17 protein-coding genes are annotated in these 21,319 nt (G+C 50.2%); 6 read left to right on the top strand and 11 right to left on the bottom strand.

Features of this window, described 5'->3' with window-relative positions:
* The first annotated feature begins 67 nt into the window (after nt 1-67).
* On the top strand, nt 68-409 hold the full coding sequence (locus EXU85_RS21445; RefSeq protein ID WP_142774053.1) for an L-rhamnose mutarotase: 342 nt from the start codon (nt 68-70) through the stop codon (nt 407-409).
* 279 nt (nt 410-688) lie between these two features.
* Here EXU85_RS21445 and EXU85_RS21440 read toward each other — a convergent pair whose 3' ends face one another.
* From EXU85_RS21440 to EXU85_RS21425, 4 genes are all read right to left on the bottom strand, one after another.
* Complete coding sequence (locus EXU85_RS21440) at nt 689-2,446, bottom strand: RagB/SusD family nutrient uptake outer membrane protein (protein ID WP_142774052.1); 1,758 nt, start codon at nt 2,444-2,446, stop codon at nt 689-691.
* Nucleotides 2,447-2,509: 63 nt separating this feature from the next.
* Nucleotides 2,510-6,055 (bottom strand): TonB-dependent receptor, encoded by a 3,546-nt coding sequence (locus EXU85_RS21435; protein ID WP_168207841.1) that lies wholly within the window; start codon nt 6,053-6,055, stop codon nt 2,510-2,512.
* A 444-nt stretch (nt 6,056-6,499) separates the two neighbouring features.
* Nucleotides 6,500-7,615, bottom strand: a complete 1,116-nt coding sequence (locus tag EXU85_RS21430; protein WP_142774050.1) for a FecR family protein — start codon at nt 7,613-7,615, stop codon at nt 6,500-6,502.
* 388 nt (nt 7,616-8,003) lie between these two features.
* Complete coding sequence (locus EXU85_RS21425; RefSeq protein WP_142774049.1) at nt 8,004-8,597, bottom strand: RNA polymerase sigma factor; 594 nt, start codon at nt 8,595-8,597, stop codon at nt 8,004-8,006.
* A 439-nt stretch (nt 8,598-9,036) separates the two neighbouring features.
* Between EXU85_RS21425 and EXU85_RS21420 the strand changes: the two genes are divergently transcribed.
* A complete protein-coding gene (locus EXU85_RS21420; RefSeq protein WP_142774048.1) occupies nt 9,037-10,071 on the top strand; it encodes a LacI family DNA-binding transcriptional regulator in 1,035 nt (344 codons plus the stop codon).
* On the opposite strand, the gene EXU85_RS21415 is transcribed toward EXU85_RS21420, so the two are convergent.
* The 4 genes from EXU85_RS21415 to EXU85_RS21400 form a co-directional block, all read right to left on the bottom strand.
* Nucleotides 10,065-10,634 carry a DoxX family protein gene (locus EXU85_RS21415; protein WP_210422396.1) on the bottom strand — a complete coding sequence of 190 codons (570 nt, stop codon included), beginning with the start codon at nt 10,632-10,634 and terminating at the stop codon, nt 10,065-10,067. The two genes, EXU85_RS21420 and EXU85_RS21415, sit on opposite strands and share 7 nt — an antisense overlap.
* Before the next feature lie 150 nt (nt 10,635-10,784).
* Entirely contained in the window at nt 10,785-13,001 is a 2,217-nt protein-coding gene (locus EXU85_RS21410; protein WP_142774047.1) for a VWD domain-containing protein, read from the bottom strand.
* Nucleotides 13,002-13,010: 9 nt separating this feature from the next.
* Nucleotides 13,011-13,622: a hypothetical protein gene (locus EXU85_RS21405; RefSeq protein WP_142774046.1), complete on the bottom strand. Its 612-nt coding sequence runs from the start codon at nt 13,620-13,622 to the stop codon at nt 13,011-13,013.
* 100 nt (nt 13,623-13,722) lie between these two features.
* Nucleotides 13,723-14,583, bottom strand: a complete 861-nt coding sequence (locus EXU85_RS21400) for a hypothetical protein (RefSeq protein ID WP_142774045.1) — start codon at nt 14,581-14,583, stop codon at nt 13,723-13,725.
* A 169-nt stretch (nt 14,584-14,752) separates the two neighbouring features.
* Here EXU85_RS21400 and EXU85_RS21395 point away from each other — a divergent pair, with 169 nt between their 5' ends.
* A complete protein-coding gene (locus EXU85_RS21395; RefSeq protein WP_142774044.1) occupies nt 14,753-15,487 on the top strand; it encodes a LytTR family DNA-binding domain-containing protein in 735 nt (244 codons plus the stop codon).
* On the top strand, nt 15,396-17,534 hold the full coding sequence (locus tag EXU85_RS21390; RefSeq protein WP_246859182.1) for a tetratricopeptide repeat-containing sensor histidine kinase: 2,139 nt from the start codon (nt 15,396-15,398) through the stop codon (nt 17,532-17,534). The genes EXU85_RS21395 and EXU85_RS21390 overlap by 92 nt, the downstream gene beginning before the upstream one ends.
* 163 nt (nt 17,535-17,697) lie before the next feature.
* Here the strand turns inward: EXU85_RS21390 and EXU85_RS21385 are convergent, their stop codons facing one another.
* A complete protein-coding gene (locus tag EXU85_RS21385) occupies nt 17,698-17,913 on the bottom strand; it encodes a pentapeptide MXKDX repeat protein (protein WP_142774042.1) in 216 nt (71 codons plus the stop codon).
* Between the two features lie 232 nt (nt 17,914-18,145).
* Here EXU85_RS21385 and EXU85_RS21380 point away from each other — a divergent pair, with 232 nt between their 5' ends.
* Together EXU85_RS21380 and EXU85_RS21375 are read left to right on the top strand one after the other, a co-directional pair.
* Nucleotides 18,146-18,871 carry a response regulator transcription factor gene (locus tag EXU85_RS21380; RefSeq protein ID WP_246859181.1) on the top strand — a complete coding sequence of 242 codons (726 nt, stop codon included), beginning with the start codon at nt 18,146-18,148 and terminating at the stop codon, nt 18,869-18,871.
* A complete protein-coding gene (locus EXU85_RS21375) occupies nt 18,868-20,352 on the top strand; it encodes a HAMP domain-containing sensor histidine kinase (RefSeq protein ID WP_142774041.1) in 1,485 nt (494 codons plus the stop codon). Before EXU85_RS21380 ends, EXU85_RS21375 begins: the two co-directional genes overlap by 4 nt.
* Nucleotides 20,353-20,447: 95 nt before the next feature.
* Here EXU85_RS21375 and EXU85_RS21370 read toward each other — a convergent pair whose 3' ends face one another.
* Nucleotides 20,448-20,861, bottom strand: coding sequence for a hypothetical protein (locus EXU85_RS21370; protein ID WP_142774040.1), 414 nt, complete (start codon nt 20,859-20,861; stop codon nt 20,448-20,450).
* A gap of 20 nt (nt 20,862-20,881) precedes the next feature.
* Nucleotides 20,882-21,244: a DUF4180 domain-containing protein gene (locus tag EXU85_RS21365; RefSeq protein ID WP_142774039.1), complete on the bottom strand. Its 363-nt coding sequence runs from the start codon at nt 21,242-21,244 to the stop codon at nt 20,882-20,884.
* Nucleotides 21,245-21,319: the final 75 nt, after the last annotated feature.

Here is a 21,319-nt window from a genome sequence, read left to right as displayed (position 1 = left end):
GTGGCCGGAGCCATGACAAAAAAAATACTATTGACGACTCTAATTACTATTCATAAACCCATCCCCAATGCAACGATTTTGTTTATCGCTCGACCTGAAAGACGACCCCGACCTGATTGCTGAATACGAACGCTGGCATGCCAAAGGAAGTGGCTGGGCAGAAGTGCGCGCCAATGATCTGAAGGCGGGCATTCAGGACCTTCAGATTTACCGGACGGGCAACCGGATGTTCATGATTCTGGAAACCGATGATCAGTTTAGCTTCGAAAAGAAAGCCGAACTGGATGCCCATAGTCCACACGTACAGGAGTGGGAACGACTCATGTGGACCTTTCAGCAACCCTTACCCTGGGCAAAAGAAGGGGAAAAGTGGGTGCTGATGGATCAGATTTTTCAGTTTGAGAAGTGAGGGAATTGGCTGTTACTAACAGTCTGAAAAATTAAACCCTAATTAATCGGGAACCGATGCCGGGTTCTTATGTTCTCGCTTGGCTTCGCCGAGTGATGACTATTATTTTTACGGCCTCTGGCCGGTGACGTATAGTGAAAACGGGCCAGAGGCCCTTGAACTAATAGTCCTCACTCGGCGAAGCCAAGCGAGAACAGAGTTTGAGAAAGTAGACTAAACACAAAATGGCCCGGTCAAAACTGAACGGGCCATTTACTTTACCTAACCTATGATGAAAAATTACCAGCCTGGATTCTGGGTAAGCTGCGGGTTTAACTGGATCTGCTGCGTTGGAATGGGAATCAGGTAGTTTTTGTCGGTGAACGAGCGGCTGCCATCTACGATAATATTCCCGTCGGCATCTTTGGCGGTAGAGGATTGAGAAGGCCACAGCGACTGGAACTCAGTACCGGTCCATTTAACGCCAACCAACGGCTGTTTCAGTACGTCGGCAGCGGCCCAGCGCTTCAGATCATCGACCCGGAAACCTTCGTAAAAAAGCTCGACGTTGCGCTCCCGACGGATTTCGGTACGCATATCCAGCCCATTTGCCTCCGCAAAGGCCGTACTTAGTTTCGGCATTTTCTTGTTGACACGCTGGCGAACCAGATTCAGCGATTTATCGAGGTCGGCATCACTGATGGTTCCGTTGCGTTCAAAGACGGCTTCGGCATAGTTCAATAATACTTCGGCGTATCGGATGACGGGATAATCGTAGGCTTCTTCGTTATCGGCCACGGCCCGTTCCGAAATCCATTTCTGGTTCGCATACCCGCTCAAGGTATTCGCGTAGGGTTTGAAGGGTGATGCATTGGCCGTGGCTTTATCGGCGGCTCCACCCGTCCAGTCGACACGTGGGTTATTGATACCAAACCAGTAATAGCCATTGGCCTGTTTCAGGCTGTATTGCATGCGGTTATCCCGGTTCGCGAACTCCGAATTCAACGTAGCGTAGCCTTTGAAGAGGGGCGATTTTTCGATTGGTAGTCCGTCCTGACTCAGGTACTGATTGGCAAAATTCTTGGTCGGGTTGGCATTGTTTGCCTGGCGTGACACGTTATTTCGAATTTGCCGAAGCGTCCAATCGTAGCGGTTGGCCAGAATGTACTCGTTGTTCGACGTTTTGGTAATGTTGGCCGGATTCGACTTCTGATTTTCCAGAATGAACATGTATTTCTGTGCCGAATCGCCTAAGGCAGCGGGGGCAAACAACTGATATTGAGCACCCGTAATGACGGCACCGCTGGCAGCCACCGACGCATCGAGCAAGGTATTGGCCCGCCCCGAATTATTGCGAAATTTTTGCCAGGTGCCTTCGTACAAGGCTACCCGACCCAGAAACGACTGTGCCGATTCTTTATTGATCCGACCAAGTTCCGTTGCAGCATTCTGCGCCGTTTTAGCGGGTAGACCCGCAATGGCATCGTTGAGGTCTTTAAGGATAAAATCAACGACTTCGTCGCGGGTGTTACGAGGAGCCTGTAACTCCGCCGAACTGGTGCTTAGAAGCTTGCTGATAATGGGAACTCCGCCATAAATCTGAAGCAGATCGAAGTACACATAAGCCCGGAAGAACCTGGCTTCGGCAACATATTTGGCAATTTCGGCCTGATTACCGTACGACTGTGCTTTGTCGAGCAGGTAGTTGATGTTCCGAATCCGGGTATAATCGGTCGAGTAGTTCGGATCTGTGGTTTGTACGGTATTCAGCCCCCGGCTGTACGGATTTTGCGAAGCCAGAAAGTCGCTTTTATAATCGGAATGGTAATTCTGGATGGCCGCGTTGTTCGGATTGGTATCGTAGAGCACATCGGCAAACGTGCGCTCGTAGGTATAAAACTGGTTGGCCGCCAGCATAAAATCGTTGGCCGTTTGCCAGTAGGAGGCATCCGAAAGCTGATCCAGCGGGTCCAGATCCAGCACTTTATTGCAACCGTTCTGCGTGATCGTCAGCGTACCGGCCAGCAGGAGCAGATATAGTTTACGAAAGGAGTTCATAGTTTAACGAAGTTTGGGGTTTCGGGTTTACAGCAGGCCGTTAATCGGTCGTAAACCCAGCAACTAAAAGGTTAAGTTTACACCTACCGTATGCAGTCGGTAAAATGGGTACCGGGTAATGCCGTTCTCGCTGTTGGCCCGACCCACGTTACGCGTTGCTTCTGGGTCCCAGCCATCGCGAATGTGGGTAATTTCCCACAGATCGTTCCCCGAGTAGTAAATCCGGAACCGATCCACCCCAATTTTGCGGGTAATACTCGTAGGGAGCGTATAGCCCACAACCAGATTTTTCAGGCGCACATAAGCCCCATTTTCCACCGACCAATCCGAAATCTGGTAGTTGTAGGTGTTGTAGGTCGTTCCATTCTGACCCGTCGATAGCACCGGGTAATAGGCGTCGGTATTGGTCGGGGTCCAGGTTTTGCCCACCCAGAAATCGGTTTGGCCCTGGAAGATCGAACCGAACGGCACCCGCCAGTTCCCTTCCCGGAAAATCGTACGCTGACCTACACCCTGAAAAACGGCCTGAAAATCAAAGCCTTTCCAGTCGGCACCCAGATTAATGGCGAAGCTGTAACGGGGATCATCGCGGCCCAGGTATTTCAAATCGCCCGGTACGGTCAGTTTACCATCGCCGTTAAGATCCCGGAACATGTTATCGCCCAGCCGCACCCCCGGTACTGTAGCGGTTGTAACGGGCATGCTGATGTTGTTGCCCGTAGCTAAGGGCCGATACGTAGCTAACTGCTCGGCCGTCTGAATCCGTCCGGCATATTCCAGCCCGAAATAAGAGCCGATAGGATAACCTTCAACGGCTGTGTTATAGCCCTGGTTGATCACGTTGGCTCCTCCATAACTCACCAGTGTGTTCTGGTTATCAGTCAGGCTGGCACCAACCCGATAGCCAAACTGGCCAACCCGATCGTTCCATTGTATACTGCCTTCCCAGCCCCAGGTTTTGAGGTGACCGATGTTGGCCGTTGGTGCTGTGGCACCCAAAACCGCCGGGAATGTTTGACCCAGCAACATATTGCGGTTGTGCTTCACGAAGTAATCGAAGCTACCCGACAGATGCCGGTTCAGGAACGAAAAATCAAGCCCGAAGTTGGTCGTTTCAACCCGCTCCCAGGTCCGGTTTAAACTCACCAGGCTCGAAGTAGGCGATACGATAACCGCCGGGCTTGCACCAATAATGGGGAATCCTGCGCTGGTGGCCCCGGCTGTGGCCGTCACGTTCAGCAGCTGGATGTAGTCATAGAGGCCGATACCGCTCTGGTTACCCACGGTTCCGTAAGAAGCGCGGAGTTTCAGGTCGCTCACGAACGCCAGGTTCTTCATGAAATTCTCCTGCGAAATACGCCAGCCGCCCGATATACCATAGAATAACTGCCAGCGATTGGAGGCATCGAACTTCGACGAACCGTCGTAGCGGGCATTCACTTCGATCAGGTATTTCTGCTGATACGCGTAGTTGAAGCGGCCAAAATACGAGCCGATGGCATAGTGGTTTTGGACTTCTAATACACTTTTGGTGGTGGCATCGCCAATGCCCAGGCCCAGCGAGGGCACATTGTCGTTGGCTATGTAGTTGGTACGCGCCTGATACTGGTCGACCTCGTCGCGCTCGTAGTTGGTACCCAGCGTCACACTGATATCATGGTTCTGCGCAAAGGTTTTGGCGTAGTTGATGTAGGCGTTCAGGTTGGCGTACGCGTCTTTATTGAGTCGGCGTAAGTAATACGAGTTCTGCCGGGTTGGATTATCGGCAGCCTGAATGGTACCCAAATAGTTGTACCAGGGAATCACCTTCTGCTGTTCCTTAATATCGGTAGCGGTCCAGTTGTACCCCGCCTGACCCACTATGGTAAAGTTCTTATTGAGCTGGTAGGTTAAGCGGAAGTTGGTGAAAACCCGGTTGTTATATTCTTTATTTTCGCCACCCAGTTCGGCCTGCCAGTTGGGGCTGTATTGCGTTCCCCAGGCATAGGGCTTACCATCGACAGTTGAGACGGGGAAGCCCGGTTGGGAGTATTGGCCCATGACCGTACCAATCAGCGTTGGCTGAATGATATCATTCTTTTCCAGCGAAATATTGGATTCCAGTTTCAGCTTGTTGGTGAATTGATAATCGTGGGTCAACCGAAGATTATAGCGGCTGTTGGAGTTTTGGCCCCATTGCAGCAAACTGCCATCCCGTAAATAACCCAGCGAGACCCGATAGCCAGATCGCTCACCCCGCCCCGAAACGCTCAGGTTATGCTGGGTAGAGGTCGCTTTGCCCCACAGAATATCGACCGCATTGGTGTTGAAAAACGTCTGATCTTTCACGTCGCCAAAGCCGGGATTCAGCGGGTTGTTCGCGGGTGAAACAGGCTGGCCATTGCTCATCGTGTAATCGATGAAACCTGAGGCTGTTGGATTGACCATCAGCTGCCCCAATTTATACCAGATAAAAGACGTTGGCGGTACCCCATAATAGTCGTTGGTGGTGCCATCAATGAGCCCCTGACCAAACTGCTGCACATTCAGCAAATGCGGTTGCAAACCCAGTACTTTCTGCGATACGGAACCGTCGTACTGAACCACGGTCTTGCCCGATTTGGCCCGCTTGGTCGTTACCAGAACAACCCCACCCGCAGCGCGGGCACCGTAAATAGCCGCCGAAGCATCTTTCAGAAACGACATATTTTCAATGTCGTTGGGGTTGATCGAGTTCAGGGCTGCCTGACTGCTTACGGGTACACCATCGATAATAATCAGCGGTTCGGTACCATTCGTTGAGGAAGCGCCCCGAATCTGGAAGTTCCAGCTAGCCCGGCCCGGAGCTGCCGATGAACGGGTTACCATAACGCCCGGTACCTGGCCCTGCAAGGCCGACAATGGGTTTTCAACAACCCCTCTGTCCTGAAATACTTTATTGTCGATCGTAGCAATGGCACCCGTCAACGTTGTCCGTTTCTGCGAGCCATACCCAACGACAACCACTTCATCCAGCCCCCTTGCTTCGGCCTTCAACTGAATGTTCAGGGTTGTCTGCTTCCCTAAAACCACTTCCTGACGTTCGTAGCCCACAAAAGAGAACACAAGCACGGCGTTGTCGGGCACGGTGAGTGAATACTTGCCGTTGGCGTCGGTTGTGGTGCCGCGTGTGGTGCCTTTTACGGCGATGGTGACGCCGGGTAAGGGGAGATCTTTTTCGTCGGATACCGTTCCGGCTACGCTTTGGTCCGCTGGGGCCACCGGTGCCTCTTTCACCGGTACGGGTTGGGTTACAGAACTTTGGTTAGTACTGGTAGTACGCAGAATGATCTGTGAACCAACGACTTCGTAGGTGACGTGTAGGGGTGTCAATAGCGTATTGAGTACGTCGGAAAGCGGCTGGTTCTGCACCGACAGGTTCACTTTCCGATCGGAGCGAATCACCTGCGGGCTATAGATGAACCTGACCGATGCCAGCTTCGCAATCTTTTTGATCGCCTGTTCGACCTGCTGGTTTTCGATCGTGACTGAAATTGGGCGGTTCAGTACCTCCTGCCCCTTTCCGTCCAAGGCCAGTACCAGGCTGGAACACCAGGCCAGGATAAAGACCTGATAAAATGCTGTTCGCATGATTTTTCCGAATAGCACCCGTGGTTTTGTAGTGGTTGTCATAAATGTAAGAAAAGGTACTTGGTAAACGTTTAGCACAAAGAATTCCCTTACCCAGGTTAACTGGGTTGATAAAAGCCTGAAATGGTGGATGTTGGGAGACGAATTAAGCGTTTCGCTTACATGGAGCTTGTTCTGGCAGCCGAAACGGCGCTACGATGGTCGGTCAATTGGTGACTGGGAGCGTTTTCGCATACTGATGTTAGTAGGATTGGTTAAGGATTATAAGCGAACCTGTTTAAACTTTATTTTTTATATCTCCAATGCGCTTTAGTTTAACCGCAGAGAGCGCTGAGACAAAGTCGCAAAGAACGCTGAGCTTGCTGACTGAATTTCTTTGCGCGCTTTGCGCTTTGCCTTAGCGTTCTTTGCGGTTAATTTGAAAAGTTTAAACAGCTTCAGCACTTACTTCGTTGGGCGACACCCTTTGCTATAGATAACAATCTGCGCATCGATCACCTCATACCTCGATTCGGTTGCCCGGCAAATCAGGTCTAACTTCTCAAACAGGGACTCTGAACCAAATTCAGCGGTCAGCTCGCAGTCGGCCAGCAGATCGGCATCGTAATTCATCAGAATGCCGTAGGTGGCTTCGAGCTTTTTGAATACCGTTACGACCGGCGTGTGCTCGAACACCATAAGCTGCGCCTGAGCGGTGGTCGTTGCAATGGGCTCAGGGGCAGCTACCAATGAGCGTTTCATCTGCTTCTCCTGTGAATCGAACGTGACCTGCTGGTTCGGCGTCAGAATAAACGCTGGTTCCTTATTGGCCAACTCCCCCGGCTTTCCGTTGGCTGGGGTGTTAAAAACCGACACTTTCCCCGTTCGAACGATCACTTTCGCTTCTTTATCATTGGCATAAGCGCGAACGGTAAAGCTTGTGCCTAACACTTTGGTTGTGAGCTGGTTCGTGTACACCAGGAACGGCTGCTTAGGCCGCCGGACGACATCGAAAAACGCTTCGCCAATGAGAAAAACTTCGCGCTGCCGAGTTGAAAAAGCACGCGGAAAACTAATCTGGCTACCCTGGTGAAGTGTTACCTGGCTTCCATCGGGCAAACGAACGAGCTGATTAGCCTTGGTTTCATTCTTGATTTCGGTCAATGGCGAACCTGTTTGCTGTTCCGCTAGCTGCTGATAAACCTTCAGGGGCGTATCGTTCGATTGCTGGTAAAAAAAGAACCAGCTTCCCAACCCGACAAGCACGACCGCAGCGGCCACGCGTAACCATCCGACCTTCCGTTGGTACGCCACACGACCCTCCCAATCCTGTGCTTGCTGCCTGTTTATGCGTATGCGATTTACTTCGCTGGTTAACTCGTCATCCGATAGTTCTTCCTGAGCCTGCTGCATTTGACTCACGAACTGCCGGGCTGCCAACACCAGATCGAGTTTGTCCGGATTGGCCTGGAGCCAGTTGTTCCAGAAGTCCCGACCGGCTGGGTCATCACTCAGCACCCACTGCCGAAACCGACTATCCAGTACAAAATCCTCGAACGTATAGTTGGTATAATCAGGCATACGAAAGGCTGACGGTTTCCCCCTTTTTATAAAGAAGTAGACAGCTCACTTTCGGCCATACTCGTTCGGAACAAAATTTTTTTGTGATTTTCTTGCAGGGATCTGCGAAGGAGGGGACAAGGCTAAAAAAAGGTTTAACCACAGAGGCAGGGAGAACACAGAGAAAATTCTTAAATGTGGTGTCGGATTCTTAAATCCGACACTTAAGGTTTCTCAAAACCTATGTGATTTTGTAAAGTAGGTTTTGAGAAACCTTAGGTGTCAGGTTGAAGAACCTGACATCACTTGATCACTTGTAATACAGTTTAACCACAGAGGCACGGAGAACACAGAGAAGAATGGTTTTTCCTTTTCTCTGTGTTCTCCGTGCCTCTGTGGTTAAATTTTTTTACGAGAAAATACGCACGGGGAGGAAGGTGCGTAATTGGTTCATGGCGCGATAGAGGAAATTGGCAACGGTCTGTTTTTCAATTTCCATTACCTGCGCAATATCGTCGTTAGAAAGACCTTCGTAGAATTTCAGGAACACAACTTCCTGCTGACGCTTGGGTAATTGGGCAACTGCCCGGCGGAGACTTTGCTCGGTATTGATCAGCGTTTCGCCGGCAATCCACTCGTTTTCGGCCGTCAGATCGTCGGTGAGCATGGATTCGGCTTCAATGCCCTCTTCGGTCGTTGAGCGCCAGCCCGTTTCCCGGCGTAGTTTACGCAGTAGATTGTTGCGTAGAGCTTTAATTAAATAGATGGTTACGTAGGGCGTTTCGACAATGGCTTTGCGCCGATTCCACAGCTCCAGAAACAGGTCCTGAACACAATCTTTAATCAGGTCACGGTCTTTAGTAAACCGGGTTGCGTAGTTAAATAACAGGCGATACCGGGCCTCTGCCAGTTGATCGAATGCTTTCTCGTCGTCGGCTTTAAAACGAACCCAGAGTTGTGCCATGAGCACTTCATCGGAAGGAATTGACGGAGAGGTAGCCATACCGTTTTACGTAAAAAGGTTAACGAATTTTGCTGTGTGTGACAGACACGTTCTACAAGATAAAAGCCCGATTTTTATAGATCAGATAGTGTCTTTTATTACTCTTGTTTCCAGATAAAGTACAATATTGATAAACGGAACCACAAAGCTAGAACAAACTTTGCAAAACCCACTACCAAGCCTTTTTCTGAGTATCTTCTACTAATATACCCGCTTAGTACAAGATGTCAAGTCCTTTTTGCTGCATGAAATTACTTTTTATTTGCAAACGTTGCCGCAACCGTTACCGCAAACGGTTGCACACGACCTAATGAACTTAAAAAGAGTAAAGTTTTCTTCGTATAATTGCTAATCGCGTTTTCAGTAAAAGCGTCGTACATCCCTGTCTAATCAAGTCCTATCTTGTAAAAGTGATAATTAGACAATCAGGCTAAAGCCTATGAAAAATACCCCGGTTACGATCAAAGACATTGCCCGGTCGCTGAACATTTCGATCTCTACCGTTTCGCGGGCCTTACGGGGCATGCAGGAGATTCATCCCGACACGCGCAAGGCAGTGATGCGGCTGGCCGAAGAGCTGGATTATCAGCCCAATCAGCTCGCCAAAAATCTGGCCAAGAGCCGGACAAAAACCATTGGAGTCATTGTTCCCAATTTGAGCTACCATTATTTCTCCGCCATGCTCAACAGCATTGAGGAGGCAGCTTTACAGGCGGGTTATAGTGTGCTGGTCTGCCAGACGAACGAGTCGTATTTACGGGAAACCACCAATATTCAGAACCTGTTGCGGAGTCAGGTGGAGGGGTTTATTATTTCGTTATCGCGCGATACCGACAATTACGAGCATGTAGAACGGCTGGTGCGCAAGAATATTCCGCTGGTGCTGTTTGACCGCTATGCGGAGAGCATCGACGTGTCTAAAGTCATCGTAGATAATCATGCTGCGGCCTTTAAGGCGACCGAACATTTAATTGAAAATGGTTGCCGACGAATTGGGTTTCTGGCGGGCCCCACTCAGTTAGTATTGAGTAACCAGCGGGTGGCGGGTTATCGGGCAGCATTGGCCAAACATGGGCTGTCAGTTGGCGAGCAATATGTATTTCACTGCGATTATACGCAGGAAAACACGATCATGCAGACACTGGCGCTGATGAGCCTGCCACAACCACCCGACGGCGTCGTGATTATCAGCGACCGAATGGCCTATTCGGCGATGTATGCCATGAAGCAGAAGGGCATACGGATTCCAGAAGATGTAGCTGTGGTAAGCTTTAATAATGAGCCGGTGTCGGCCCTGTTTTCACCGACCCTGAGCAGCATTAGCCAGCCTATCCAGGAGATGGGAACCGAAACTGTACGGCTGCTCCTGCGCGAATTGAATGCCACCGATACGAATATTCCGAAGGAAACTAAAGTGATGGAAACCCAGCTAATTGTCAGGGCCTCATCAATGCGCCAACTGACTGTTCAGTAGGACTGATTTACGGATACGTTTGTGCGTTGTGCTCGGTGAACGCCGGAAATGCGTGAGCGTAATGAACTGCGTAGGCTTTTGGGTTCCGCCACAATGCGGGCTCCGGTCCAGGTGGAGGCAATCACCATACCGGCAGCTATCAGAATAATATCCTTTATGATGTACTGAGCCGCTAACGTGGGCGAATGCTGTGGGCCCGGAAACAGTTCGCCCGGAAAGATCAACAGGGGCGACATTGCGCCAATCATTTGCGCGGCCATCAGCCACACGCCCACCCGTAAAAACCGACCGCTGATAAAGCAGATACCAATAATACATTCGAGACCGGCAACAAAATCCCGGGCACTGGCTCCTGTAAATACGCCAAGAGTCAAGACGGCTGTGGTGCGGGAGGCCAGGGATTCGATGGGGCTAATTCCGGGAAAAAACTTTAGTATGCCAAATCCAAAAAAGATAATTCCCATGCACACGCGCAGAATGAAAATGCTATTGGCAACCAACCAGCGATTGATTGCCGTATCCAGTTGATCGAATTGGTTAAAGAGGTTCGTTAGGGTTTTCATATTCGTTGAGTTAGCATGTTATGTATAGTACATATCAACGAAGTTTAATCCGATACGGATTTAACCAAAGCTTTTACTTCCCATTGCGAACGCCCTCGTTACCTGGAGTCTGCCTGTCTCCCTTTGTTTTCATTGAGAAAACGAGATGTATTACCGCTCAATTTTGACGTCGAACGTAAACGAGGCTGTGCTGCCTGTCTTGTTATGTTGCGCCTGTGTGAACCGAATCAGCCCTTTTTTGCCCTGCTGCGTTTTAAATGACCACAAGTACTGCGAGCGTGGTTGAGCGGTGTTCAGATCGACCAGCGAGCTAACTAACTCCGATTTTTCGTCAGCTCCCGAATCGAACGTCCAGGCACGGCGCAAATCGGCGGCCGTCACAAACGTGTCCCACTGATTGGCCGGGATGGTTGTGTAACGCAGGAATGTGTTCTGGAAATACGGCCATTTCTGCGCGTCGATATAGGGCCAGATGGTATACGCTCCACAGGAAACCCCACAGTTTTTGACGGCACGCGGTCCGGCAAACCAGGGGCCCGAATAATAATCGAACACGACGTCGATGTCGTAAGCCACCGATGCGCCTTTGGCAAATGAATAGAACGTGCCCTTGTCGAGATCGAGCAGATTGCGGGTTTGTGGATCGTTAGACTGCCCTTCTTTCAGATCCAGTTTGAGATTGGCAAAGGTGGCTACGTCGGGGCTGGCCGGAAATTCCCGCTGACTCAGCAGTGCCGACTGTGCCAGACGCGTATCGCCCGTAAGTCCCACATCGAACATGCATTGGCCCAGTTCGGGTTGCCGTGTTACACCAGCCGCCGTACAAACCCCTTCGGCCCAGGCTAATTTCTCCGCCGAAACGACCGGAAATGTTTTCGGGAATGTCCGGTCCGTGTAGGAGTCGGTGTTTTTGCCTGCTTCATACACGAATAAGGAGGTTGCGTTTGTGACGCGCCAGCTATCGGCAAACGAGCCATGAATAACCGAGAAAATGGACTCCACGGAAGAGCCATCACGAAGTAAAAAATCGTTGGCATAGTTGCCATCGTAATTGCCCATCAGCCCCATTACGTTCCCTTTTCGGGGATCACCTAATACAACAGAGTAGTTCAGGTAGGGTGCGTTCCAGTAAATAATCACCCCTTCATTCTGGGCGTTGCTAAAAAACAGCTTTTCGGTTCCGGCCAACTGGAGTTTGTTGCCGCCACCCAGCGACACTTGTGCCAGGGCTGAGAGCGCGGTTTCTTTTTTGTTGACAAACAGGCGTGGGGCCTTCAGGTCTGATGGGTTCACCAGAAGACAGATTTCATCGCTCCCCAGTTTAGCCGCTACGCCCGTATTCACCGTACCCAGATTCGTTTTGTGAATATCCTCCTGCCGGGCCTGTACTTCCAGATTGGTGCCTTTTGTGGCCACAAATTCACCGACGGTCTGAAAGCTATAGCCTAAGCCATCGTGCATCCGTATATGGGGGTCGCCCGAAGAGCCACCCTGGCCCGATGGAAAGCCCAGCGCATTGCCCAGCCGATCGAAAATACCGTTGAAAATATCCCCAATATCGCGCGGTCCCCGGTTGGCCCGACCTGCCTGAGCAGCCTGACGGGCCGCTTCTTCGCGGGCGGCCTGTTCGGCAGGGGTTTCGCCCCGCGAATTACGCTGCACCGGCGATCCGGTCGACGGCATTGGGGCAGTTACGGTAGCGGGTAAATTCATTTTATACTCCGGCAGTGTTCCTGGTTGAGGTGGCGGGCTATAGTAATAGGAGTTATGATAGTTCTGGCTCCCATCGCCATAGACATGACGCCCCAGTTGCTGAGCATGGGCTGGCGTAGCAACAATAGCGGCCAGGAAGGCACCAAAATCAAATGGTTTTCGGACGTTATGAAGTTTAGCAAGGGTGGTTTCTTCATTCGCCAGAATACCCCAGACGGCATCGGCTCCCAGGCTTTTGGTGGTGCTATACCCCGCTACGTTGGTGAGTCGGCTGACTACGAAATCGGTCATTGTCGAAAACGTTGTTACTTCGGCCGCCTTATTAGCTATGTCGGCATTGGCCGTTTGAATGGCCGCGTCGATGCCCGTGAGGCTGGTCGTGCTGAAGGCCAGGTATTTGCCTGCCCCATAGCCAACAACCTGCTGATCCGCATACGTATCGAATCGGAAGTCGAGAATGGCCACCCCTTTGTTCTGGGTGGTGGCTTCGGTACATTCAATGATGAGCTGGTGGTACCGAATCTGCGTTGGCCCGTCGGCCGTAGCGGCTGGCGTGTCGTCGGTTTGTTTGCAGGCTTGCGGGAATAAAAAGAATAGCAATGTTCCCGAAAAGAGTAGTGCCCGGCGACAGGTAAGCGAAAGAAAGGATTTCATAGATAGAGCTTATTTTATGCGCGAAAGATGAACAGGTACTGTTTTTTCGTAGCGGGGGTCACTGCTGCTCGAATAGCTTGAGCCGGTTGCCGTCGTGTACGCAAACGCCAGCGTAAACGTCAGGTCGTCGCCCTGCCATTGCCCCCCTTCGAGTGCCGACAGCAGGTTGAAATTGTTCCGTAGTCTTTGAAACTCATCGCCCGCCTGAAAGTGAATGACAGCGAGTCGGTTTCCTGCTTCGGTTTGTACATGGCCGTTGAGTTCGTATTCTTCCTGCCCACGCGGGCTGGTCACGGTAGCGATTCCATCGAACCGTTTTTTATCGGTTCTGGGCCCTAAGCCACTGCGTTTGCGTTTCTGTCTGGCTGCTTTTTTTGCCCGTTCTTCGTCCGATACAGGCGGTAGAATGGTGAGCCGGATCGTTTTCGTTACATTATTTGGGTCGCTGAATTCGCCCTGCCATGTACCGACAAGCAGTTTGGCGTTCTTGTCCCGACTGTAAGCCCAGGGACGGTCTTTCAGGTCGGTGTAATAGCTGTAATAATACTTACATTCATACACGCCCCAGCTAAGGCTAGCCAATGCCAGGAAAAACAAGATTAATTTTGTGCCTTTTGTCATAAAAATTAATGGAACGCTGATTCGTATGATCGGTATGATTTAAAAATGATATTTATCCGAGGATATCATAAAGATCATAGCGATCTGCGTTCCGTTTTAATCATTTTCCGGCGTTGTAAATCGCCATCAAAAATGCCTTACTAATGCGGGTGGCTTCTTTTTCGCAGATATGGCCCTGGCCTTCGGGCGCATCAATGCCCTGACCTTTGCTGGGGCAATTGGCCGTGGAGCGATATTTATCGCAGATACTCCAGACGCTACCGAGTTTGCAGGCACCATTATCGGACTCGATCTCCTGCAAGTCGAACACGACGTCCTGCGCCTTGAAGGTGTCTTTCATCCACTGACCAACGTTCATTTTGGCGGCATTGCCGTCGTCTTTCGTGACAATGTAAATGAGGGGAGGGGTGATGTGTACGAACCGTTTGATCCCGCTCGACCGTAGTTCGTCGATCATTTGCTTGTAGGCTGTTTTGACACTCGCTACGTTGGCGTCGGTGATGTCGGCGTAACCAAACTTGAAAATAGCAATCTGGAGATTATCTTTTTGCTGGAGTGCTTCGCGTTTAAAAGCAGCCAGCTTTTTCTCGGGCTCTCCGTTCGAGATGTTATTGCCGTTGTTGATGGAGTTCCAGTCGGTTCCGTTCAGCCCGTCGTTCAGCTTATCGCCGTCATAGAACTCAAACTTGAAGCCGTTATGCTGACTGCCATCTTCCAGATCCCCTCCAACCGAAGCATGGACGAACAGACTGTTCCAGCTCGTCACTTTCGTTTTTTCGGTGGTCGACAGATTGTCCCAGGCGCTGATCCCACTGATGCCCACGACACCCGCCTGCCCGTTGCCCGTGGTTCCGTTGCCACCAGGGTTTGGGTCGATGGGATTGGCTGGATTACTCGGATTGGGGTCATTGGCAGGACTGCTGCATCTGGCCAGCAGTAGCAGAAACAAGAGGTGTCTCATGGGTGAAATCGACGTTTGGTAGCCGAAATTGCCCGAATTCGCCTAGGCTCGCAATACACACTCGACCAACGACCAGTTGAATCGACTAACAGCCGGTTGAATTGAGCGAGCGGTTAATTTGCAATACAAAAAGCACATACATTTGAGTAACCGACCAGTTGGTAAGCCAATGCCTCAAAGTACTTATTCCTGTATTATTGTCGATGACAACGAAATTGATCGGCTGACCACACTGGCTCATGCCCGGCAGTACCCGTTACTCACCATCGACGGGGTGTTTTCATCGGCCACCGAAGCGTTGCCCGTGTTACAAAAACGGCCCGTCGATGTGTTGCTGCTCGATATCGATATGCCCGACCTGAGTGGGCTGGAGTTACGGGCCAGCCTGATGCAGGTGCCCGTTTGCATATTCATTACCGCCTATCCCGATTATGCCGCCGAAAGTTTTGCCGTCGATGCCTTCGATTATCTGGTGAAACCCATTCGGGCGGAACGGTTTGGCCACACCATGGCCCGCGTTCAGGCGTTTTTTGACCTGACGCGCAAAGCACAATTGTTTGACCTGAGTTTAGGGGCCGATACGGTCTTCATTCGGGATGGGCATCAGCAGATTAAGCTGAACCTCTACGAAATAGTGTATCTGGAGGGATTAAAAGATTACACCCGTATCGTAACGACCACCCAGCAGTATACCGTGCTGTCGTCCATTGGAAAGCTGCTTCAGGAGGTGCCGTTCCAGTCGTTTTTACGGATTCATCGGAGTTATGCGGTACAACCGCATTATATTGATAAAGTTGTTAGTCAACAGGTTTATGTTCAAGGGTTTATATTGCCGGTTGGGCGAAGCTACCGGGCGGTACTCGAAGGGGTATATACCCATCGGCAGGCCAACCGATTGTCATGAGGTTTGTCAATCGACCCGTTCAATGTACGGGCTTCTGCTGGTTCTTTTGTTGCTTATTGGCGCCCCTGTGCAGGCACAGAAGCAGGGACGCGCCCTCATCGATTCGTTAGTGGCTGAATTGCCTAAGGCTGGCAATGACACCGTGAAAGGTCGGTTGTATCGGGTTATTGCCGAAGAATGGTTTTTTACCAATATCGACCAGGCCCTGCACTACAGTCGGTTAGGCTTGCAGCACACCACCCGTATGAAGTGGGAGCGGGGCATCGGGGTTTTCAATGGGTACATTGGTCGAGCCTACAGCGATAAAGGCAACTACGACTCTTGCCTATACTACTTTAAAAAAGCGGTACGTATCTATAAGACTCTGGGCGACACCTGGAATCTGGCCAGCACCACCAACAACATCGGCGTGGCCGAACAGAACATCCGATCCAATTACCCGGCCGCTACCCACTATTATTTCGAAGCCTTAGGTTACGCAGAGGCCACCCACGACAACTACCTTATTGGTCTCAATCTCGATAATATCTCGGAAATCTATCGGATTCAGAAAAATTACCCCAAAGCACTCCAATTTGGCTTGCGGGCCTTGGCGCTCCGGCAACAGCAGCATAACCCCGACATTAATGCCCGTCGTGAACTGGCGGCTTCACTGACCAGCATGGCGGCTCTGTACACCCAGATGAAAAACTGGACGAAGGCCCGCCAGTACGGTCTAAAGGCCCTGGCCGAGCATGAGAAAGTGGATAATAAAGAGGGATTAGCCAAAACCTACGGCAATCTGGCTGTAGCGATGCAAACCGAGTATAGTCAGAAGATCAGGTATGCGCTGAAAGCGAAGCAGCTCTGGGACAGTATCAACCCCCGACACCTCGATGCAGTCAATAACCTCGCAAACCTCGGTATCGCTTATCTCGACCTGGTCCGTTATGATTCCCTGAACACGGTTCGTATCCAACCCCAAGACCGGCAGAAACGACTGCAACTGGCCGGGGACTACCTCAATACAGCCATCGGGCTTAGTGCCGATAAGGGCGAGGTAAGTGATCAGGCCTACTTTCGGGGGAATCTGGCCGAATTACAAGCCCTACGTGGCGATTACAAAGCGGCCTATCAGAATTTCAGAGCCTATCAGGCTATTCAGGACTCGCTGTATTCGCAGGAAAACAAAAATAAAATTGCCGGACTGGAAGGCAAACGCGAACTGGAACTGCGCGATAAGCAGCTCGAAATCAATCGGCTGGTCATTGCCGGGCAGGAACGTCAGCAACTAGCCCTGCTGGTGGGTATTGGGCTACTAGTGGTGATCGGAGGATTACTGTACTGGCAGAGCCGAACCCGCCAGCAAACCAATACAACGCTGCTCCATCTGAATCAGGAACTCGATGAAGCCAATCAGGTAAAGACCCGATTCTTCGCCATCCTGAGTCATGATCTGCGCGGTCCGATTGCCAACCTGATTAATTTTCTGCATCTCCAGCGCGAAAACTCCGACCTGTTACCCCCCGATCAGGTAGCCCGCCATCAGCAAAATATTACAGAAGCCGCTGAGGGCCTGCTCGATACGATGGAGTCGATGCTCCTCTGGAGCAAGGGGCAAATGCAGCAATTTAAGCCCGATATAAAAGTCATTCCCGTGGAAAGCCTGTATGATTATCTGCAACGGTTCTTTGTGGGTGTACCTACTGTGCGATTCACCTTCGATACGCCCGAAGGCTTGCAGGTAGCCACAGATGAAGATTACCTGCGCACCATCATGCAGAACCTGACCAGCAATGCCATTCAGACCCTCAAAAACAATCCTGACGCCTACATTCAGTGGCAGGCCCGTCCTGAAAATGGACGCGTGGTGCTAACTATCACGGATAATGGGCCGGGTATGTCGCAAAGTCAATTGAAGGCACTTTACACCAACGATGCGGCTATACTTGGCAAGAGTGGGCTGGGGCTGCACTTGATTCGCGATTTAGCCCGTGCCATTGCCTGCCAGATCAGTGTCCGGTCGGAGCAGGGAACCGGTACCGAGTTTCGGCTGACGTTTGCGTAAAGTAAGATGAACGTGCTGGTAGTTGTCATCGTTCAGGCGCTTTTTACACGAAAAGCCTTTCGGTTAGATGAGTTAGTTGTCAGACGGAATGTTAGACAACGTAGCGATCATGCAACTATCATCACTACGTTGTCTGACATTCAACGCCCTTACACACAGATCACTAATTGCCCGATTTCATCTTATCGTCCGACATTTTCATCTTGTCTTTCTTCATTTTGTGCGTTGACATTTTCTTGTTGCGCATCGTATCATTCATCATCTTGCCGTCCGACATCTTATCTTTCTTCATTTTGTCGGCTTTCATTTTGTCCTGAGCGAATACGGCCGTGGACAGGGTCATTGCAGCTACGAAAGCTAATGCGATTACTTTTTTCATGAGAAAATGGATTGATTTTACAGGGTGAAACTTGTGTTGATCGAATCAGATGCTGGCTTCGGAAATCCATAATTTTGGAAATACGAAAGCCACCACCGGTGCTGTACATAGAAGCCTTTCCTGATTTGAAAAGTTATCACGGAAGTCTAACATTTTGATAATCAAATTTTTCTGTTCAGTCAGAATCAGGAATTTTGCTGAATAACCTGAATCTGACAAAGCCGAAGCCTGTATGAACACTGCCATGAAGAAAATCCTGATTATTGAAGATGATCCGCTCATTGTCGATCTGGTTCGTATCCATCTTCGAACCTTACCTGCTGACGTTGTCACCGCCGGGTCTGGTCGTGATGGATTGGCCCAACTGGCACAGCAGACGGTTGACTTATGCATTCTCGATGTAATGCTACCGGATATGGATGGCATCGACATTTGCCGTCAAATTCGCCAGCGTGATACGTTTACGCCGATTCTGATGCTAACAGCTAAAACGCAGGAAGCCGATAAAGTGGCCGGCCTGGAAGCTGGGGCCGATGATTATCTGACAAAGCCATTTGGCATTCAGGAATTTATGGCGCGAGTGCGGGCCATGCTACGTCGGTCTGGTTTGGGTACTACTGCCACGCCAACACCCTCATCAATTATTACCCACAATACCTTATGGATTCATACAGCAGATCGGATTGTAACGCTGGATGGTAATCGGGTTGAACTCACCCCGAAAGAGTTTGATTTGCTGGTGTTGCTGGCCGAGAATCCCGGTAAGAGTTATAGTCGGAAAGAGCTGCTTCATCTGGTCTGGGATTACCATTTTTCCGGCTATGAGCATACCGTAACTGCTCACATTAATCGCTTGCGCAACAAAATCGAATCCGATTTTGCCCGGCCAATCTATATTCTGACAACCTGGGGTATTGGCTATCGATTCGCCGAACCTGTAAAACCCACCCCTGCATGACAGCAGTAAACGTCAAACCCAGCCGATTGTATCCAGCGACCTATGGTCGGCTGGCGGTTCTGCTGTCGCTGTTGGTGTTCCTGCTGGTGGCTGGATATAGTGTACTCACCGGGTTTGTGGCGATTCGGTACTTCAAAGCCACCCACCAGCGACTTAACCGGGAGGTGGCCACGCACATTGCCAAATTTTCCCAGCCTTTTGTTGGGATGCATGTAAACCAGAAAGCTACCGAGCGCATCTTTTTCGACGCGATGGTCACCAACCCCAGCGCCGAAGTGTACCTGCTCGACACAACTGGGCGAGTGATGGTGTATGAGGCTCCTGCCGAAAAAATCAAACGACACCAGATTAGTCTGGAGCCCATACGCCAGTTTATTCAGACAAAAGGCCTGGTGTTTATTCAGGGCGATGACCCAAAGCTGACGGATGGACAACAGGTGTTTTCGGCAGCCGAAGTACGTGATCAGGGACGCTTGCAGGGCTATGTGTATGTGGTGTTGCTAGGAGAGAGCTATGGCACCACGTCGATGCAGTTGCTTCAGGATTATGCCTTCGAATGGGGGCTTAAAACAACGTTGTTTATGCTGTTGGCGGCATTGGTGGTTGGTTTCGTGGTATTCAACTTACTCACCCGCGACTTAACGCACATCATCAAAACCGTAATGCGATTTCGGGATGGCGATTTAACGGCCCGCACCCAGTTGAAACCCACCAGCGATTTGAAGCCCTTGGCCAACGCTTTCAATACCATGGCCGATCAGTTGGCGCGAAGTCTTGACCAGTTGCAAACATCCGAAAAACTCCGGCGCGATCTGGTGGCGAATGTCTCGCACGATCTGCGCTCGCCCATGACGTCGATTCGCGGGTATGCCGAAACGCTGGATATGGATGCATCGCTCAATCCCACTCAGAAACAGTATATAGGGGCAATTCTGCAAAGTTCGTACCGACTGACCAGGCGGATAAACGAACTGTTTGAGCTATCGAAACTGGAGGCTAAAGAGCGGCAACCCGAAAAAGAGCCATTTTTATTGTCTGATCTGGTCACGGAAACCTACACGAATTTTCGACTAATGGCGCAGGAGAAAGGTGTTGCTTTTACCTGCGTCAATTGTGAAGTGCCGTCGGTTTGTTATGCAGATATCAATATGGTTGAGCACGTTTTGCAGAATTTAGTGGAAAACGCCATTCATTATTCCCCGGAGGGCGGGCATGTGCAGCTTCAGTTGGCCAGCAACGGGCAATTCGTAACTGTATCGGTAAGCAATTCGGTGGGGCTTCTGCCAACGGCCATTCAGGATTATTTATCAGCGATCAATCAGATCGACAATGTGGATACCGTCGTGCGCCCACCCAATTCAGGCCTGGGTTTGGCCATTGTGATGAAGATTCTGACCCTGCACGCTTCCCAACTACGTATCAGCCATCCATCCGAAACAGAAATCTGTTTTTCGTTTGAGGTGCCGGTTTATGTGAAGTAAAGAAGGGATTTATTAACCACAGAGGCACGGAGAGCACAGAGTTAAAACAGCTTCTATTTTAACTCTGTGCTCTCCGTGCCTCTGTGGTTAAATCTCTACGAAAAGGGTAATAAATCTGGTTCCAGGTACTCCTGTTTGGCAAGCTCAGACTTGTAGATATCCACTTGATAGTGAGCCGAAATCAACTCCCTGAAATTGTAGTTTAATCGGGGGAATTGTTGGATGAAATCGTAGAAGTTATTCGCATCCGATTTGTTCATAAAATGATTGACAGCTCGGATGGCCGCAATCGTCAGCGTTTTATTGTATTTATCGCGTGCACCGAGTGCGTCAACGAAAGCCACTAACTGCTCGCAAATGGTTTCGATTGCGGTATCAACACCGTATTGGTGTATGTGTATCCAGGCTAATCGCAAGTGAGCCTCATGACTGAAAATAGCTGGATCTAACCGGCAGGACTTGAATTGCTCGGCAAACAACTCATCGCTAAGCTCGAAGTGGGATTTCATGGCGGTAAGTGAATAAGGGGTTATTTTTTTGACAACCGATCTATAGCTTCGGCTTCTGATTCGACAAAGTTAATTTGCCCGAGCTTATTACTTTCAAACATAAAATCCTGTATGCTTTTACTCGAATAACTACTAAAATCGCCAACTATGGCTAAACGAACTCGATAATTTGAGAATTTCTGAAGTATTTCACCCGCTATTCCCGTTTTCAAATCAAAAAAATCTGGCGTGATGTTTTTCTGATGAACAATGATATTGTCAAAACCCTGGTAATATATATTGCCTAACAAATCGACCGCGTCCTGAGTATTATCAATGACAATAGATTCTGAAATCACTTCAGGAATGTTAAGTTCGTTTCGTTGGTGTAGTTTGATTTCCATTAGGGTTGTTTGAGGACTTTCAGTGGTATCTGTGTGTTAGGGCTTTCTAATAAATGCTATATTGGTTTTTACAAA

The sequence above is a fragment of the Spirosoma sp. KCTC 42546 genome, from assembly GCF_006965485.1.
GTDB lineage: Bacteria > Bacteroidota > Bacteroidia > Cytophagales > Spirosomataceae > Spirosoma.
This window is presented reverse-complemented; position numbering and strand designations above follow the sequence as displayed.

Excerpts from the sequence above, each read along its gene's own strand:
- EXU85_RS21445 (WP_142774053.1), top strand. The coding sequence starts at position 68 with ATGCAACGATTTTGTTTATCGCTCGACCTGAAAGACGACCCCGACCTG.
- EXU85_RS21440 (WP_142774052.1), bottom strand. The coding sequence starts at position 2,446 with ATGAACTCCTTTCGTAAACTATATCTGCTCCTGCTGGCCGGTACGCTG.
- EXU85_RS21435 (WP_168207841.1), bottom strand. The coding sequence starts at position 6,055 with ATGCGAACAGCATTTTATCAGGTCTTTATCCTGGCCTGGTGTTCCAGC.
- EXU85_RS21430 (WP_142774050.1), bottom strand. The coding sequence starts at position 7,615 with ATGCCTGATTATACCAACTATACGTTCGAGGATTTTGTACTGGATAGT.
- EXU85_RS21425 (WP_142774049.1), bottom strand. The coding sequence starts at position 8,597 with ATGGCTACCTCTCCGTCAATTCCTTCCGATGAAGTGCTCATGGCACAA.
- EXU85_RS21420 (WP_142774048.1), top strand. The coding sequence starts at position 9,037 with ATGAAAAATACCCCGGTTACGATCAAAGACATTGCCCGGTCGCTGAAC.
- EXU85_RS21415 (WP_210422396.1), bottom strand. The coding sequence starts at position 10,634 with ATGAAAACCCTAACGAACCTCTTTAACCAATTCGATCAACTGGATACG.
- EXU85_RS21410 (WP_142774047.1), bottom strand. The coding sequence starts at position 13,001 with ATGAAATCCTTTCTTTCGCTTACCTGTCGCCGGGCACTACTCTTTTCG.
- EXU85_RS21405 (WP_142774046.1), bottom strand. The coding sequence starts at position 13,622 with ATGACAAAAGGCACAAAATTAATCTTGTTTTTCCTGGCATTGGCTAGC.
- EXU85_RS21400 (WP_142774045.1), bottom strand. The coding sequence starts at position 14,583 with ATGAGACACCTCTTGTTTCTGCTACTGCTGGCCAGATGCAGCAGTCCT.
- EXU85_RS21395 (WP_142774044.1), top strand. The coding sequence starts at position 14,753 with ATGCCTCAAAGTACTTATTCCTGTATTATTGTCGATGACAACGAAATT.
- EXU85_RS21390 (WP_246859182.1), top strand. The coding sequence starts at position 15,396 with ATGTTCAAGGGTTTATATTGCCGGTTGGGCGAAGCTACCGGGCGGTAC.
- EXU85_RS21385 (WP_142774042.1), bottom strand. The coding sequence starts at position 17,913 with ATGAAAAAAGTAATCGCATTAGCTTTCGTAGCTGCAATGACCCTGTCC.
- EXU85_RS21380 (WP_246859181.1), top strand. The coding sequence starts at position 18,146 with ATGAACACTGCCATGAAGAAAATCCTGATTATTGAAGATGATCCGCTC.
- EXU85_RS21375 (WP_142774041.1), top strand. The coding sequence starts at position 18,868 with ATGACAGCAGTAAACGTCAAACCCAGCCGATTGTATCCAGCGACCTAT.
- EXU85_RS21370 (WP_142774040.1), bottom strand. The coding sequence starts at position 20,861 with ATGAAATCCCACTTCGAGCTTAGCGATGAGTTGTTTGCCGAGCAATTC.
- EXU85_RS21365 (WP_142774039.1), bottom strand. The coding sequence starts at position 21,244 with ATGGAAATCAAACTACACCAACGAAACGAACTTAACATTCCTGAAGTG.